18 protein-coding genes and 1 pseudogene are annotated in these 16,440 nt (G+C 40.1%); 14 read left to right on the top strand and 5 right to left on the bottom strand.

Annotated elements, in window-relative coordinates; all coding sequences use genetic code 11:
• Positions 1 to 157 precede the first annotated feature (157 nt).
• The 14 genes and pseudogenes from ACFIK2_RS06155 (at position 158) to virB11 (ending at position 11,265) form a co-directional block, all read left to right on the top strand.
• Entirely contained in the window at positions 158 to 505 is a 348-nt protein-coding gene (locus ACFIK2_RS06155) for a TrbC/VirB2 family protein (RefSeq protein ID WP_375633398.1), read from the top strand.
• Positions 506 to 527: 22 nt separating this feature from the next.
• Complete coding sequence (locus ACFIK2_RS06150) at positions 528 to 851, top strand: type IV secretion system protein VirB3 (protein WP_375617900.1); 324 nt, start codon at positions 528 to 530, stop codon at positions 849 to 851.
• Positions 851 to 3,211, top strand: coding sequence for a VirB4 family type IV secretion/conjugal transfer ATPase (locus ACFIK2_RS06145; RefSeq protein WP_375642876.1), 2,361 nt, complete (start codon positions 851 to 853; stop codon positions 3,209 to 3,211). Before ACFIK2_RS06150 ends, ACFIK2_RS06145 begins: the two co-directional genes overlap by 1 nt.
• The gene (locus ACFIK2_RS06140) at positions 3,208 to 3,975 is read left to right on the top strand and encodes a type IV secretion system protein (RefSeq protein WP_375676999.1); all 768 of its coding nucleotides are present in this window, start codon (positions 3,208 to 3,210) and stop codon (positions 3,973 to 3,975) included. Before ACFIK2_RS06145 ends, ACFIK2_RS06140 begins: the two co-directional genes overlap by 4 nt.
• 24 nt (positions 3,976 to 3,999) lie before the next feature.
• Positions 4,000 to 4,305, top strand: a pseudogene (locus ACFIK2_RS06135) (EexN family lipoprotein); the annotation flags it as partial.
• 185 nt (positions 4,306 to 4,490) lie between these two features.
• Positions 4,491 to 4,895, top strand: coding sequence for an EexN family lipoprotein (locus ACFIK2_RS06130; RefSeq protein WP_375676998.1), 405 nt, complete (start codon positions 4,491 to 4,493; stop codon positions 4,893 to 4,895).
• Between the two features lie 284 nt (positions 4,896 to 5,179).
• Entirely contained in the window at positions 5,180 to 5,551 is a 372-nt protein-coding gene (locus tag ACFIK2_RS06125) for an EexN family lipoprotein (protein ID WP_375676997.1), read from the top strand.
• Positions 5,552 to 5,819: 268 nt separating this feature from the next.
• The gene (locus tag ACFIK2_RS06120; RefSeq protein WP_375628033.1) at positions 5,820 to 6,206 is read left to right on the top strand and encodes an EexN family lipoprotein; all 387 of its coding nucleotides are present in this window, start codon (positions 5,820 to 5,822) and stop codon (positions 6,204 to 6,206) included.
• 36 nt (positions 6,207 to 6,242) lie between these two features.
• Positions 6,243 to 7,181: a type IV secretion system protein gene (locus tag ACFIK2_RS06115; RefSeq protein WP_375642881.1), complete on the top strand. Its 939-nt coding sequence runs from the start codon at positions 6,243 to 6,245 to the stop codon at positions 7,179 to 7,181.
• 58 nt (positions 7,182 to 7,239) lie between these two features.
• Positions 7,240 to 7,470: a type IV secretion protein VblB7 gene (locus ACFIK2_RS06110; protein ID WP_375677047.1), complete on the top strand. Its 231-nt coding sequence runs from the start codon at positions 7,240 to 7,242 to the stop codon at positions 7,468 to 7,470.
• Positions 7,467 to 8,138 (top strand): virB8 family protein, encoded by a 672-nt coding sequence (locus tag ACFIK2_RS06105; protein ID WP_375676996.1) that lies wholly within the window; start codon positions 7,467 to 7,469, stop codon positions 8,136 to 8,138. Before ACFIK2_RS06110 ends, ACFIK2_RS06105 begins: the two co-directional genes overlap by 4 nt.
• 2 nt (positions 8,139 to 8,140) lie before the next feature.
• Positions 8,141 to 8,995: a P-type conjugative transfer protein VirB9 gene (gene virB9, locus ACFIK2_RS06100; RefSeq protein WP_375676995.1), complete on the top strand. Its 855-nt coding sequence runs from the start codon at positions 8,141 to 8,143 to the stop codon at positions 8,993 to 8,995.
• Positions 8,996 to 9,022: 27 nt separating this feature from the next.
• Complete coding sequence (gene virB10 / locus ACFIK2_RS06095; RefSeq protein WP_375676994.1) at positions 9,023 to 10,195, top strand: type IV secretion system protein VirB10; 1,173 nt, start codon at positions 9,023 to 9,025, stop codon at positions 10,193 to 10,195.
• Positions 10,196 to 10,212: 17 nt separating this feature from the next.
• Positions 10,213 to 11,265 carry a P-type DNA transfer ATPase VirB11 gene (virB11, locus tag ACFIK2_RS06090; RefSeq protein WP_375655031.1) on the top strand — a complete coding sequence of 351 codons (1,053 nt, stop codon included), beginning with the start codon at positions 10,213 to 10,215 and terminating at the stop codon, positions 11,263 to 11,265.
• Positions 11,266 to 11,605: 340 nt separating this feature from the next.
• Here virB11 and vbhT read toward each other — a convergent pair whose 3' ends face one another.
• The 5 genes from vbhT to glmM all read right to left on the bottom strand — a co-directional run bounded on the left by vbhT (position 11,606) and on the right by glmM (position 16,029).
• The gene (gene vbhT, locus ACFIK2_RS06085) at positions 11,606 to 13,123 is read right to left on the bottom strand and encodes a type II toxin-antitoxin system protein adenylyltransferase VbhT (RefSeq protein ID WP_375676993.1); all 1,518 of its coding nucleotides are present in this window, start codon (positions 13,121 to 13,123) and stop codon (positions 11,606 to 11,608) included.
• A complete protein-coding gene (locus ACFIK2_RS06080) occupies positions 13,110 to 13,298 on the bottom strand; it encodes an antitoxin VbhA family protein (RefSeq protein WP_375617883.1) in 189 nt (62 codons plus the stop codon). Before ACFIK2_RS06080 ends, vbhT begins: the two co-directional genes overlap by 14 nt.
• Positions 13,299 to 13,467: 169 nt before the next feature.
• Complete coding sequence (locus ACFIK2_RS06075; RefSeq protein ID WP_375634432.1) at positions 13,468 to 13,740, bottom strand: HigA family addiction module antitoxin; 273 nt, start codon at positions 13,738 to 13,740, stop codon at positions 13,468 to 13,470.
• The gene (locus ACFIK2_RS06070) at positions 13,712 to 13,840 is read right to left on the bottom strand and encodes a hypothetical protein (RefSeq protein WP_375634445.1); all 129 of its coding nucleotides are present in this window, start codon (positions 13,838 to 13,840) and stop codon (positions 13,712 to 13,714) included. The genes ACFIK2_RS06075 and ACFIK2_RS06070 overlap by 29 nt, the downstream gene beginning before the upstream one ends.
• Before the next feature lie 815 nt (positions 13,841 to 14,655).
• Positions 14,656 to 16,029 carry a phosphoglucosamine mutase gene (glmM, locus tag ACFIK2_RS06065; protein WP_375676992.1) on the bottom strand — a complete coding sequence of 458 codons (1,374 nt, stop codon included), beginning with the start codon at positions 16,027 to 16,029 and terminating at the stop codon, positions 14,656 to 14,658.
• Between the last annotated feature and the right edge of the window lie 411 nt (positions 16,030 to 16,440).

Below are 16,440 nucleotides of genomic sequence, written 5' to 3'. Positions count from 1 at the left end.
TGAATATTACTATATTTTTTGTTCATTAAATTAATAAAAGATTAAATATTATTAATTTATCGATAGAAAAATTTATTTTTTTCATTTATATGATTCCTAAATAATATTTTGAATATTAATTTTTCTATCAACTTAAACATAAAGCGGGGAATTTTTCATGAAAAACATGAATAATTTGTTCAGTTGTGAACATACCTTACAAAAAACTATTCTATCCAACACCCAAAAGAAATGGTTAACAACAGCATTGATGCTGTTTATTGCCTTCATCGCACTGAGTGAGCCAGCATTTGCCGCAGGTGACTTTGGTAAAGTTGACGATGCGCTTAAAAAAATAATTGAAGCTTTAACAGGAAACATTGCAAAATCGATTGCGACGATTGCGGTTGCTGGTATTGGGCTTGCATGGATTGCTGGTTATGTTGAAATGCGTAAAGCTTTTTTTGTTTGTGTTGGCATCGGCATTGTTATGGGTGCATCGCAAATCGTATCAATGCTTTCCTAATTAAACTTTGCCTTTCAAAGCCATGAAAGAGCACGATAAGCTAACAGAAGATACGTTATTTCTTGCTTGCACGCGCCCTGCAATGATTGCGGGCGTGACGGTGGAAGCTATGGGATTAAATGGGATAGGAACGATGATATTGTTCATTATGGCGGGCAATATTTTTCTTCTAACCTTTGGTGTGATGCTGCATTTCATATTCAAGGAAATCCTAAAGCATGACCATAACAAATTTCGTATTCTTCTGACATGGCAAAAGACATCTATTTTTGCCAGAAATTCGAGTCTATGGGGTGGGGGAAGTATTTCTCCATTACGATTAATTCGTAATTATGAGGAATTATAATGAATAGAACAGAGCGCAAACGTGAAAAGCAGCCAGAGGCGATTATCCCTTACGTGCGCCATGTCAACAAACACATCATTGCGCTGGATTCACGCGCTCTCATGAGCGTTATTAAACTTGAAGGCATTAACTTTGAGACAGCGGATATTATTGATCTGAATGTGCTTCACGAACAACTCAATAATCTTTTTAAAAACATAGCGGATGAACGGATAGCGCTTTATAGCCATATTATCAGAAAGCGTGAAACGATTTATCCGGATGGGACTTTCAGATCGGCATTTGCCAAGCAATTAGATGATAAATATCGCGAGCGGATGGTTTCACAGGAGCTTTATCGCAATGATCTTTATCTTTCGATTTTGTGGAATCCACACGTTGATCAAACGGATAAATTAGTGGAATTTTTCAAACGTTTAGGCAAAGCCAAGCAAGAAAAGACAGAAGTTGATGCAGAGTCCATTCGCAAGCTTGAAGATATTACCACAGATCTTATTCAAAATTTAGAGCGTTATGGTGCAAAAAGACTGAGCCTTTATGAACATGAAGGTAATATTTATTCGCAGCAAAGTGAGTTTATCCACCAATTGGTGGGAGGTCGTCGTGAACGGATCCCTCTCACATGGGGGACGATAGCTTCGACTGTTTACTCAGACCGTCTCATTTTTGGGAAAGAGATCATAGAAATACGCACCGAGGCGGCACAGCGGTTTGCGGGCATGTTTGGTTGGAAAGAATATCCAGCAAAAACCAGGGTAGGCATGGCGGATGGTTTGCTCACCCTTCCCTTTGAGTTTATTTTCACCCAATCTTTTGTTTTCAAGAGCAAAAACATTGCCAAGCAAATTATGGGGCGCAAACAAAACCAAATGGTCAATGCAGGAGATCGAGCAGGTTCACAAATTATGGAACTGGATGATGCGCTTGATGATCTTGAATCCAATCGTTTTGTTTTAGGGGAACATCATTTATCATTGGCAGTTTTTGCTGATACGCCGCAAGAATTAGCGGATAATCTTGCAAAAGCGCGTTCTCGTCTTACAGATGGTGGGGCTGTGATTGCGCGGGAAGATTTAGGGTTAGCGGCGGCTTGGTGGGCACAATTGCCTGGCAATTATGCTTATCGCACCCGCTCTGGTGCAATAACAAGCCGCAATTATGCAGCGCTTTCTCCATTTCATTCTTTTCCGGTTGGAAAAATAGATGGCAATGTGTGGGGACCAGCGGTAGCCTTGATGAAAACCTCTGCTGGTTCACCGTTTTATTTTAACTTTCACTTTGGTGATTTAGGCAATACGTTTGTTTGTGGTCCCTCTGGTTCTGGGAAAACGGTTATTGTCAATTTTCTTTTAGCGCAACTTCAAAAGCATGATCCCAATATGGTCTTTTTTGACAAAGATCGGGGTGCAGAACTTTTTGTCAGAGCGGGTGGCGGCACTTATATGCCCTTGAAGAATGGTAGACCGACAGGCATAGCACCGCTAAAAGGCTTAGACTATAACAATCCAGCAGATAGAGTTTTTTTACGCCAATGGATTATAAAGCTTGTTTCGTCTGAAGATCAAAAGATCAGTGAATCAGAAAGACAAGATATTTCTGCTGCTGTTGACCAACTTGCCTTGTTGCCAAAAGAACAACGGACGATCTCCGCCTTACAAATGTTTTTTGACACCACGCACAGGGAGGGGATAGCGGGTCGTTTAGAAAGATGGTGTAAAGGCAATGCCTTAGGGTGGGTTTTTGACAATCCTGATGACGACATTGGCATTGATGCAAAATTTATTGGTTATGACATGACGGATTTTTTAGATAATAATGAAATTCGTCCCCCATTAATGATGTATCTTTTTCATAGGATTTTGTCTCTGATTGATGGGCGTCGTATTATCATTGTCATTGATGAGTTTTGGAAAGCGCTAGAGGATGATTCCTTTAAAGCCTTTGCGCAAGACAGGCTGAAAACTATCCGTAAACAAAATGGTTTGATGTTGTTTGCAACGCAATCTCCCAAAGATGCGATCAATTCGACCATTGCCCACACCATTATAGAGCAATGCCCAACACAGATTTATTTTCCCAATCAAAAGGGCAATCATGGGGATTATGTAGAAGGGTTTAAATTATCGGACAGAGAATTTAACCTGATACAATCAGAATTAAGCCGTGAGTCACGGCGTTTTCTCATCAAACAAGGACAAAGTTCAGTTGTAGCAGAGCTAAATTTACGCGGCTTTGATGATGAAATAGCCATTTTAAGTGGCACCACCAAGAATATTGAACTCCTAGAGACCATTATGGATGAAGTTGGACAATCTCCAGAAAAATGGCTTCCTATTTTTCAAGAAAGGTCAAAGCAATGAAAAAACTTTTATTGGCAACAGCCGTCTATGCAGCTTCATTTGGCTTTCAAACAAATGCATTCGCTATCATGGTATATGATCCCACAGCTGTTGGACAAATAATGAAACAAGTCCAGCAAGGCACACAACAGCTTGGCAAATTGCAAGAACAAATTCAACAAGGCAAACAACAGCTTGACCAATTAAAGAGCCAACTCGATCAAGCGAAACAATTATATAACTCCCTAAATGTCAAGCCTGACATTTCGGGATTGAAAGACATGTTTAACAAGCAAGGGAGCAGTGGCGCCCTTCCTTCAGATTTCAACCACTTTCAACAATCGATGGGCAGCGGCGGCGGTGGCGGTGGCGGCGGCAGCAAAAACACGCAAAAATGGCAAGAAGAACTCTTATACAAAGAGCCCGCGGGGGGCGCAGGATCAAAAGAGGCAGTAGATGCTTTTTACGCAGAGGAAGTGAAAAAAGCTGAACAGCGCGTAGTAGGACAAGCAGCCAAAGGACAAGACGTCTACGAAGAAGCCAGTGAAACACAAAAAAACATTACCAAGCTCCTTGACGAACTTGGAAGTACTGAAGATGCGGGTAAAATTCAAGGCATTCAAGCACAATTAGCAGCGGTACAAGCAGACCTGCAAGCAAAAATACTCCAAATGCAAGCCGCCATGATGATTCAACAAGCAGAAGAAAAAGCGGCAGAAAAACGTGAAGCGGAAGAATTTAGAGCACGATACAGAGCTTTGGCCAAAAAACTGCGTGGTCAATAAAGAGTAAAAAAGAGGGGCTTGAACATGAACAAGATCATCATAACAACATTGCTACTTTGCACAGGGCTGATCACGGCTGGTTGTGAAAAAACCTACAGCGTAGAAGAATTTAAAAAAGATAAAAAATTATTTGAAGAATGGGCTGTGAGATGTGGATGGTCAGGAACTTCAAAAAATTGTGAAAATGTAAGAGTAGCCGATCACGAACTTGCGGCAGAACGCAGGAAAAAGGCTGAAGAAGAAAACCGTAAACGTAGAGAAGAATGGGAAAAAAAGCAAAAAGAAGAAGAAGCTAAAAGAAAAGCTGAACGTGAAAAATGGGAAGCCGAAGCTGGAAAACGGGCAGCTGAATATGAAAAACGGAGAGCTGAAAATGAAGCTAAAGGACGCGCTTATCTTGAAAAACTACAGCGAGAAATAGACGAGAATCTCCGTAAATTATCTGAAGCTGAAGAAAAAGCCGAACGAGAAGCAGAAGAGCGCGCTAAAGCTAAACAACAACAGGACAATAAATAATGAATAAAGTTCTCATAACAACATTGCTACTTTGCACAGGGCTCATCACAGCTGGTTGTGAAAAAACCTATAGCGTCGCAGAATTTAAAAAAAATCCAACGTTGATGGAAGAGTGGAATGCTAAATGTGGATTCGCAGGAACTGCAAAAAATTGTGAAAACTTAAGATTAGCACAACTTGAACTTGAAAAGGAATATGAAGCAAAAGCTGAAGAAAGAGAGCGTGAAGATGACGAACGTTATCGTAAAGCAATGGAAAAAGCTAAAGCTGAACAAGACGCCAGGATTGAAAAAATGAGAGCAGAGAATAAAAAATTCCGAGCTGAACAAAAAGCAAAAGAACGCGCTGAAGAAGAACGAAGAGCAAAAGAGCGCGCGGCAGAAGAACAACAGAATAATAATTAAGACATAATGAAGAGCGGAGCATCTCAATGGCAGTAGAAAGCAAAGGCATATTTTCTTATATCGACAATATGTTGATGGAGCCCCTTACAAAAACAATGGATAACATCTATTGCGCTTTAGCTGCTCAACCTAAAGAGCCTTACCAACTATACAATAGATTTATGGCAACATTATGTCCGTGCCCTTAGATTTATCATCACTGGTTATAAAAACCGATAACACAAGCAGAATTTAAAGATTGTGCTCAAAACTTGTAAAACTGAAAGGAAAAAGGGGAAATATTGATGAATAAAGTTCTCATAACAACATTGCTACTTTGCACAGGGCTCATCACAGCTGGATGTGAAAAAACCTATAGCGTCGCAGAATTTAAAAAAAATCCAACGTTGATGGAAGAGTGGATTGCTAAATGTGGATTAGCAGGAACTTCAAAAAATTGTGAAACCCTAAGATTAGCACAACTTGAACTTGAAAAGGAATATGAAGCAAAAGCTGAAGAAAGAGCTCGTAAAGCTCAAGAGAACCTTGATAAAACATTTGAAAAAACCAGAATTAGATTGAGAGAGGAGATTCAAAGAAATCAAGCTGAATATGAAAGAAGGCAAGCTGAACAACAAGAGAAAGAACGAAAAGCAAAAGAACAACAGGATAATTAGATTATAAAATACACAACGAATAGCGGAGCATCTAAATGGCAATAAAAAGCAAATATCCTCGTATAGACAGCGATTCACTCTTGAATCTCTTATTGCGCTTTAGCTGCTCAACTTAAAGAGCTTTGTGTATTTTAGGCTTATATTTATGGCAACATTATGTCTGTGCCCTAGATTTATCATCACTGGTTGTAAAACAACCGATAACACAAGCATAATTTAAAGATTGTGCTCAAACCTCAAAAACTGAAAGAAAAAAGGGGAAATATCTATGAATAAAGTTCTCATAACAACATTGCTACTTTGCACAGGGCTCATCACCGCTGGCTGTGAAAAAACTTACAGCGTCGCAGAATTTAAAAAAAATCCAACGTTGATGGAAGAGTGGATTGCTAAATGTGGATTAGCAGGAACTTCAAAAAATTGTGAAACTCTAAGATTAGCACAACTTGAACTTGAAAAGGAATATGAAGCAAAGGCTGAAGAAAGAGCGCGTAAAGATCAAGAAAAATTTGATAAAGCTATGGAAAAGGCTAGAGCTCAAATGGAAGCCGATCTTGAAAAAATGGAGGCTGAGACTAAAAAATTGCAAGCCGAACAAGAAGCGAAAGAACGTGCTGAAGAAGAACGAAGAGCGAAAAAACAAAATAACGATTAAATTATAAAAACACATAATGAATAGCGGAGCATCTAAATGGCAGCAATAGAAACCAAAGGTATATTCACTATTATAGACAATATGTTAATGAATCCCCTTACAAAGACAATGGATAGCGCCATTATGCATCTTTCATCTGGTTTAAGTGCTCCGCTCAAGCTGTCTTGTACAATCTACATTATATTTATGGGATACAATATCATCTATGGGCGTTCTTCCACGCCCTTATGGGAATTTATAGCGACAACTTTCAAACTTGGCATCATTGTTGCACTCGCCACAAATGCCGCTCACTACAATACGTGGGTTAGGGACATATTTTTCAATGATCTACCAAATGCCATTTCAAATGTCACACAAGGTGCAGCAGCACACACGGATCAAAATGTATGGGACAATATGATGAATCAAGCTGCTGCACATGTTTTTGATGCAGCAGACAAAGCAGGATTATTGTCAATGGGTAAGTTTCTTGCTGCATGGATTGCTGGTCTTATATGTCTCGGTATTGCTTGCTTGTTTTGTTTAATTGGTTTTGTCGTCTCATTAGTGGCTAAACTTGGTTTATTTCTTGTCATATCAATAGGACCGCTCTTCATAAGCCTCTATATGTTTTCATCAACCAGAAGGTTTACAGAAGCATGGTTAAGTCAAACAGCCAACTTCATCATTTTGCAGGTATTAGTCGTCTTGCTTGGTAGCTTATATATAAAGATTTCAATGCAAGTTTTTTCAGCAGGTCTTGATGATATCATGATTTCTTTAATTCAATTCTTAGTTGTCGGCATCTGTGGTATTTACCTTTTCTTCCATTTACCTGGCATTGCTTCCGCTTTAGCCTCTGGAGGAGCCTCCCTTACAGGAGCAACAAAATTAGGAGCAGACACAGCAAAAACGATTTGGAGAGCTGGTAACAACATGCAAAATTTTGTTAATAAACTGCTGAACAATCTGTTTAAGACTAAGAAAGGATAATAGGAAAGTGTTAAAAAAAATTGGGGTAATCTTGCCGTTTCTCTTTCTCAGTGGCTGTATGTCTTCACCAAACACGCTGAAGTCACTGCCAAAATGTGATGGATATTCTAAGCGACCGCTCAACAAATCGATGTGGAATTGGGAAGGGAAAAACCCCACGCCCACGCCCATTATCATCAGTAACAACACACCCTCCACCATGAAAGAGGGCAAATTGGAAATGCTTCTGGCACAAAAATTAATGGATGAAGAAATAAAATCCTACAAAGATTGCGGAAAAAAGGCATGAAAGAAAAAGAAGTAGAACAATATATTGCCGAAGCGCGCTCGTTTGATCAAGACCGCATGCTCGCTTCACGCCGCACCACCCGCGTCTCGCTTGCCATTGCCGGCATCGCGGTTGCTGTTGCAATAATGTCTTCTCTCGCGGTCATCACCCTCACGCCCCTTAAAACCGTGGAACCCTTTGTCATTCGCGTCGACAATTCAACCGGCATCACTGAAGTCGTAGAAGCCTTAAAAGAAGGTCCCACCAATGTCGACGAAGCCATCACACGCTACTTTGCTGCAAAATACGTCCGCTGCCGTGAAGGCTTCACCACAGAAGAAACACAACACAACTTCCAAACCGTCTCCCTCCTCTCTTCTTCTGAAGAACAGCAAAGATTTGCCAGCTGGTATGGAGCAAGAAATCCCCAAAGTCCTCAAATTCTCTATAAACACGCCGCTGTTACAATAACAATAAAATCAATCTCCTTTATCAATGACGATGTTGCCCAAGTGCGTTACTACAGAACCATTCATGACAACGACAACAACAAAGAATTCATCACCCACTGGGTTGCAACACTTACCTTTGAATATATCAATGCCCCTATCTCTGTCCAAAACCGTTTAATAAATCCTCTAGGGTTTATTGTTAATGAATATAGAACCGATCCGGAAGTGGTCAACTGATCATGAAAAAAAAATTTCTTTTTCTCATTCTTAACATCGCTATTACCCTTTCTCCTATACCGATAAGCCATGCCAGTGTTTTTCCCACCCGCGCGCCAAGCGATAGCCGCATTCGCTTTATCAATTATGATGCTTATAATGTCACTAAAATTATTGGCTCCATACGCTCATCGGTACAAATAGAATTTTCTCCCAATGAAGAAATTGCCCATGTAGCCATTGGCAACAGCGTTGCATGGGAAGTCGCCCCCGCTGGCAATATTCTTTTCCTTAAAGCGCGGGAAGTCCAACCCATTACCAATCTCCAAGTCGTCACCACAAAGCTTGATGGCTCAAAGCGCTCTTATCAATTTGAACTCATGGTCAAAGATGGAGAAATTTCCTCTGGACAAGAAACATATTTCCTTGTGAAATTTCGCTACCCACAAGAGGAAGCAGAACAAAGAAGACTCGCAGCCCTTATGCGACAAGAAAAACAACAAGCCCAGCGTATTGATAATGTCTTCAACGCTTCTGAAACCTACGGACCACGCAATTGGGCTTACACCGCTCAAGGATCGAGCGTGCTCGAACCCTCCTCCGTTTACGACAATGGCAAAACCACAACATTTACATTTCCAGACAACCAAGAAATCCCTGCCATTTACATTGTCAGCAATGACGGTACAGAATCGCTGGTTCCCAAAACCACAAGAGGCAACATGGTGATAGTCCATGCCATTAGCGCACGCTTCACCCTAAGACAGGGAAAAAACGTCCTATGCGTCTTTAACGAAGCCTATCAACCAAAAGGCACCAATCCAAATACCGGAACAACCTCACCATCTGTTGAACGTAAAATTGCATCAGATCTTTAAATAAGCGGGAATTGAAGGGGACAACACATGAGTGATAAACCAATCATCGAAGATCGCGGATCTATTGGGGATGGCAAAAACAATAGCGCCAAAACCGCTGGCAAAAAAATAGTTGTCGCAATAGCCTGTATAGGAATCTGCGGCTATGTGCTCTGGAACATCTTATCCTCCCCCACAGAACAAAAAGACACCGCAAAAGCTCATAAAAAACAAGCACAAAACTTTCACAATTCCCTCGCCCCTTTAGAGCTCGCGCCCTCTGACCCGCGTGCCAACATAGCGCCAATAACCTTACCACCCCCACAACCACTCGCACAAGAACCCAAAAAAGATGACCCACTACTTGATGCCGCAAGACGCGCCCCTGTTTTAGCTTTTGCCAAAGGCTCTAAATCTCAATTAAAAGACATCGTCAACACGACTCTCAACCCCTTTGACAAATTCCATGCCCTTGAAAATCTCGCGAATGCGCAAAATTCTCCTGCCCTTCAAGACACACAAAATTTTGCAACCCTATTAAAGCCCACCAAAACAGAAGAAACAAAAGCAAAACTCATCGGCAATAGGAACTTTATCATCGCCATGGGAACCTCTATCCCCTGTATCTTAGAAACCGCATTAAACAGTGAGCAACCAGGCTTTGCAAGCTGCATCATCAACCGTGATATCCTCTCTGACAATGGGCGCGTTGTTTTGCTTGATAAAGGAACCCAAGTGATTGGCGAATACCGCGGAGGGATAAAACAAGGTCAATCTCGCCTCTTTGTGCTCTGGACAAGAGCAAAAACCCCAACCGGTGTCATCATCGACCTTGCCTCACCCGCAACCGACAGTTTAGGCAGAGCCGGTTTTGATGGCAACATCAACACCCATTGGTGGGAACGCTTTGGCTCTTCCCTTTTACTCACCGTTATTGATGGTGCCACAACAGTTTTAACAAATAAAATAGTAGGCAATTCCAATAAAGAAGGTTCAAACAACTCTGGAGGCGGCGGTTTTGAAGGCGCAAACAACACTGGAAAAGATACCGCCAGTATTGCTCTTGAAAATCAAATCAACATCCCTCCTACCCTAGAAAAATTTCAAGGCGAACTCGTCAACATCTTTGTAGCAAGAGATCTCGATTTTTCATCTGTCTATAAACTAGTCGTAAAGAGCAAAAGAAACCGCTCTACTCCCAGCTATTCCTTTTTTCATTAAGCCAATAAAGTCACATTATGCCATCAGCAAAAAATGCAGAACGCGCCTCCATCGTCTTAACAAAATTAAAGATCTTAGATGACTTCCTCAATGATGAAAATTTATTTGAAATTGTTATCAATCGCCCTGGCGAAGTAATCGTTGAGGGTCCCAATGGTTGGCAAACCCACATCTTAAAAGAACTAACCTACAGCGAACTAGAAGGGATTGCAAAAGTTGTTGCTGCCTACACAACACAAAAAATCAGTGTAGAAAACCCCGTTCTCTCCGCAACACTGCCAAACAACGAACGCATACAAATTGTTATGCCTCCAGCAGTTGCAGCCAATACCATTAGCATGACCATTCGTAAACCTTCATCACGCACTTTTTCTCTTGAAAGTTTACATGAAAACAATCTGTTTTCTGTCGCCCAAAACACCAGTTTCACACCTACGCAACAAATGACAGAACGGTTATCCGAACTCTCTGATACAGACAAAGAGCTAACAGATCTCTTTATCGCCAAAGATTTTTGCACCTTTTTAGAAAGAGCCGTTATTACACAACAAAATATCTTAATATCGGGCAAAACCGGTTCTGGTAAAACAACCCTCTCCAAAGCTTTGATTGCAAAAATCCCTGACTATGAACGAATTCTCACCATTGAAGACACGCCAGAACTTGTCGTTCCGCACGCCAACAAAGTCCAACTTTTTTATTCAAAAGATAACCAAGGCTTAGCAAAAGCAGGCGCAAAAGAACTGCTTGAATCTGGCTTACGCATGCGCCCCGACAGAATCCTTCTACAAGAGCTGCGTGATGGTACAGCCTTTTACTACATCCGTAATGTCAATTCTGGTCACCCCGGCTCCATTACCACCGTCCACGCCTCAACAGCACTTGCAGCCTTCGAACAAATGACCCTTTTAGTCAAAGAAAGTGACGGTGGTGGTAATTTAGCGCGCGATGATATCCGCGGCTTATTAATCTCGATGATAGATGTCATCATCCAATGCAAACGCCTTGAAGGAAAATTTCGTGTAACAGAAATCTATTACGACCCCTTCAAACGCCGTGATGCCTTTTAAAAACTATCGAAATCACTTAAATAAATCATTCATATCTTTCGCAAAATATACATCTTATCCTTTTGCACTCTTTTCAAAAGTTTTAAGCGTTTCCGCATTAGAAATAGACATATCAAACGGCAATCCTCTTTCATCAACAACTTTTGTCAAAGCAATCCGGATAAATCAGACACCGTAAGTCCTAAACTTGCTAATATTTCACCAGCTTCTTTTTTAATGTCCTATCTATGCGGGCTCGTACAACGTCTTTTGTCACACTCATATTAAACCTCTTTTGATTACCTCTCTTTTACCATATGGCTTAATAGGGCTTATACAGCATAAGGCTTTATTCTTGCCCTTACCGTATCATATCTATTGATCTTGCACGCGCTATTGCGTTGATTTTCTCCTGTTGTCTCTGTTGCAAAAACTTAACTGCCATTTGAAATTCTTTTATGTGTTCTTTATTATAAGACTGTTCTTTGGGGATTGCTTTTGATAAATCAAAACCATATTTATGAATGGCATCCTGTCCAAAACGTTTATCTAAAGCACTTTGTAGCTTTAAAAACTCTTGATTAACCTGCTCTGGTATCTTTGAATAACTATCACGACCAGCTTCAACATTTTTCATAAAAGTCACTGCTTCTTGTGAAAGCGAAGGTACTTCAACTTTCAATCGCTCACGCTCCCGTACAACCCTATTTACATGTGTCTCATAAGAATTCTTATAAAAGGCTTGAAGCTTTTTAATAGAAGAAAGTGCACGAGGAACATGAGAAAGCGCTTCTTTTCGTTCTTTTCCTGTAGATTTGAGTTTATCGATTAAACGATCTGACCCACGCAGTTCACCCGCTCTATCAGGTTCCCTTTCCAAAATATCAGGCAATTTATCGCCTTTACCTGCTAAAATCGTCTGCTCAATCTTGAGTGCGGCAGCTTGCGGATCTTTATAAATAGATGCTAAACGACTGTTTAACTCCTTAAACATATTAACATAAGATTTTTCATTCCTAAGAGCGCTAAGCGCTTTCTGTTCTAAATTAGAATTATCTATATAAGCCGCAAGGTATGGCTCTCGTTCTGTTGCTTTTGCAACAACATTCAAATCATTTTGTAATTGTTCAAGTTCTTCTTTTTGACGTTTAGCAAAACTTGTCTTTTCTCTATCCCAAGGAGTTTCAATCTTCTCTTTTTGTTGTTCCAAGCACTCTTTATTAAGATCAACGCCAAAAGCAATATTTTTGCCAATACCTTGAGAAACATCATCCCTTTTATTTTCTGTAAACTTGGTAAGGTTCTTATAGATGAGTGCAGACAGATATTCTGAATTACCAAAATGTGCTTCAATTGACGCACGTGTCATTTCTTGTCGCTCAATACCCTTCCAGTTGATATGATAACCAGCTTCACGAGCCAGTTGCACCATAAATTCACGCTGAGTACGCCCATTCCCCTCTCGAAACGGATGCAACGCATTCAACTCGCCCATGTAATATCCAGCCCTTTGGCTAAATTCATAAGCGCCAAGACCACGCAGATACTGTTCTTTTGCAAGCTTTTGTGTAATCTTCGGTGCATAACTTTCAATCTGATTATAACTAGCAAATATACTATTACCTTTGGCAATATCCACTAAACGAATTTGTCCCGCCCATTCATATATGTCGCCAAACAGCCTTCTATGGATCTCTTTCATGTAATCCAGATCAAATTTACCACCAATAGGAGTATGTACAAATTCGAAAGATTTTACATAAGTAATAGTAGATTCTACACGCTGCAGTGTGGCTTTGTCTTTAATACCAAGCCGATTATACATCACACCAGTTTCAGGATCAGTATAAGAATCGCCGCTCCCCTTATACTTCTCCACGTCTTACACGCTCCATATAATCTGTGATGATATCACTTATTTCAAGTTCACCTATAATATAACGCTCTACTTGAGCAACAACCAGCGGATCTGGCTCTAATCCCTCTAAACGTTGGCTTGCCAATGCATTTTCAGCATAAATGCGACGCAGCTTAATTTCCTCTTCACTCAACATATAAAACCCTCATTTGCTTACATTTATTATAGCCAAACAGACTATAGAAACAAGATTTTATTCCTTGTCTTACCCGCAATTACATCTTTTGACCTTGTACGCTCATACGCATGATTTAGCTCTTGTATACGTCTCTGTTGCAAAAACTTAACTGCCATTTGAAGCTCTTTTATGCAATCTTGATCATGAGACTGTTGTTAAGGAATTTTTTTGATAGATCATAATTTGTTTGCATAACAAGCCAAGCACGTGCTGTGCTTACACCAAACATTTCAAGCCTAATAGCAAGATTAGCACTCATAGCGGCTTTTTCATTTAAAACTCTAGAAAGTGCTACACGAGATATACCAAGCCACTCTGCTGCTTCATTAAAGGATAAACCAAGCTCTTTGATCACATCTTCACGCAATAATTCACCGGGATGTGAAGGATTCTTCATCATTGTTTAGATCTCCTTTTTGATGATAATCTAGATAATCAACCATTTCGACATCTATGCTATCAAAGCGAAATATTACGCGACAATTTCCATTTACAGTAATTGACCAATAATCCTTGAAATCACCCTTTAGCAGATGTAATCAAAAGGATGGATAACTCAAAATCTTTTGGCGATACATCTACTTCAAGAGCACTTAGAATACGCTTTAATTTTTGAGCATGGGCGGTTCTAATCCCTTCAGTCGTACCAGTATTATAGAAGGCTTCAATCCTTTTATGTTTAAATCTTAAAATGATAAATGAATATAGAGTGTACCTCTCCAAGATACAAAAAATGTTCATTATTTTTACATCACATAGCTTTTTTTACTTTATAAACATTAGAACTATCGTGAAAAAAATTGATCATTCCCATCTCTTTCTCATTATTCTACTAATTATTGGAAAAGTATAAGTTCATAATTAGGAGGAGCTAAACGTAATAGGAGCGTATCATATCTCCAATTGGCAGCGGCACTTAGAAACATCAAGATGATATAACCACAATGACCATTGCTGTTTGATGTTCATGGGACGCTGCACCCGCTGGATATCCAGTAAAAAGAATGAATAATACTAATAAACTCTCCCCCCTACAAACTCTGTTAAACTAATAACCGGTTTACGAATAAGTAAAAGAAAAAGGAAAATCAAAAAAAGGCATATTTTTCATATCTTACGAAATATAGAGAAATCTATACGCATTGTATTTATTAGAATTGGACTTTTCCCTTTTTTATTTAATTTGTTCGTAGATAGAGTATCCATTACCGTTATTACATCACTGAGTTAATAATCATACCTTTTGTAATTGCCAAAATCCCACATTATAATAATATCTTTATCAAAAGATGATCTGATAATTTTCTCAAAAAATTCAAGATTCCTCAAGTGCAGTACCCATGCGTACATCATGATGAATAATAACATCCATCAACTCTGTCACAACAGTGTCCAATACTTCTCGTGCATCGCCTTCAACCATAAGGCGGATAACCGGTTCCGTTCCAGAAGCGCGGATCACCAGCCGTGCCTCTTTTCCCAACCGCTTCTCTGCTTGATTAATAGCCGTTTTGACGGGATTTTTTTTCAGGACATTTTTATTTTTAATCGTTACATTTTTTAAAATTTGCGGTACAGGTTCAAACCGTTTACACAATTGGCTCATAGGACTTTGGCTTTCCTTCATACAGGCTAAAACCTGCAATGCAGCCACCAAGCCATCACCCGTTGTACCAAAATCACTAAGCACAATATGCCCAGAAGACTCACCACCAACATTATATCCCTTTTGGCGCATGGCATCGACAACATAACGATCTCCAACTTTTGTCCTTACAAGGTGCAATCCTTTGCTATTCAAGAAACGCTCTAGTCCAAGATTTGACATAATCGTTGTGACAACACCATTGCACCGTAATCGTCCCATTTTATGCCAATTTTCAGCAATTACAGCAATCAACTGATCTCCATCAACCGTTTGTGCTTTTTCATCAACAATGAGAACACGATCTCCATCTCCATCAAGAGCAATCCCCACATCAGCACGCACTTCATGCACTTTTCGTTTTAAAGAGCTTAAATCGGTTGATCCACATTTTTGATTAATATTGGTCCCATTGGGCTCATCATGAATAGCAAAAACCTCAGCCCCCAATTCCCATAAAGCACGGGGAGCCGCTTTATAAGCAGCCCCATTGGCACAATCCACAACAATACGCACAGTATCTAAGCGAACATCACGCGGCAAAGTTCGTTTGGCATATTCAATATAACGATAAATATCTCCCTCAACCCGTTTTGCATAACCAATTTCGGCAGAACTTGCTAAAGACTTTGAAAGATCTGTATCGATCAATTGTTCAATTTTCGCTTCCATATCATCTGAAAGTTTAAAACCATCAGGACCAAAAAGTTTAATTCCATTATCATAGAACGGATTATGAGAAGCAGAAATCATCACCCCAAGATCTGCGCGCAAAGAGCGGCAAAGCATTGCAACAGCAGGTGTTGGCACTGGACCCAATAAAAAAGCTTCCATCCCCGCAGCAGTCAATCCTGAAACCAAAGCGTTTTCCAACATATAGCCAGATAATCGTGTATCCTTGCCAATCACCACACGATGAGATTGATGTTGTGAGCGAAATAAAACCCCTACCGCCATCCCCACCTTCATGGCAAAATCGGGTGTCATAGGAAATGAATTGGCTTTCCCCCGAATTCCATCTGTACCAAAATATTTTTGCACCATGCCTCTTTCCTTTAATATATAATTCTTCCCTTGGCTTTTCCTTAAAACCCTAACAAGCCCCCTTGGTACAATAGTCCTCCTCTCCCCGTATAAAATCAGATCATTGATCTTAAACCTTCATGCATTTAGAAAATCAAGCCCCCTATTCACCATCTACACATCTAAAACACTCTCAAGCAATTATGTTTACACCCTTACACATAAAAGCAATATTATCTCCTCAAAATGCTCTATACATCCCTTTAACACAACCAACGGATAATCTCACACACTTGCTAAATCCGTAAAGAAACCCAGCACCAAACCTCATACCCTACCAAATCAGCAAGGAAATCTATCGCCTAACCTTACAACCCCTACCACATTAGAAAAGCAACAGTCCACCTCGCCTTGTAGCCTGCTAAAACTGTT

Source organism: Bartonella sp. AP88XZML, from assembly GCF_042195565.1.
Taxonomy (GTDB): Bacteria; Pseudomonadota; Alphaproteobacteria; order Rhizobiales; family Rhizobiaceae; genus Bartonella.
This window is presented reverse-complemented; position numbering and strand designations above follow the sequence as displayed.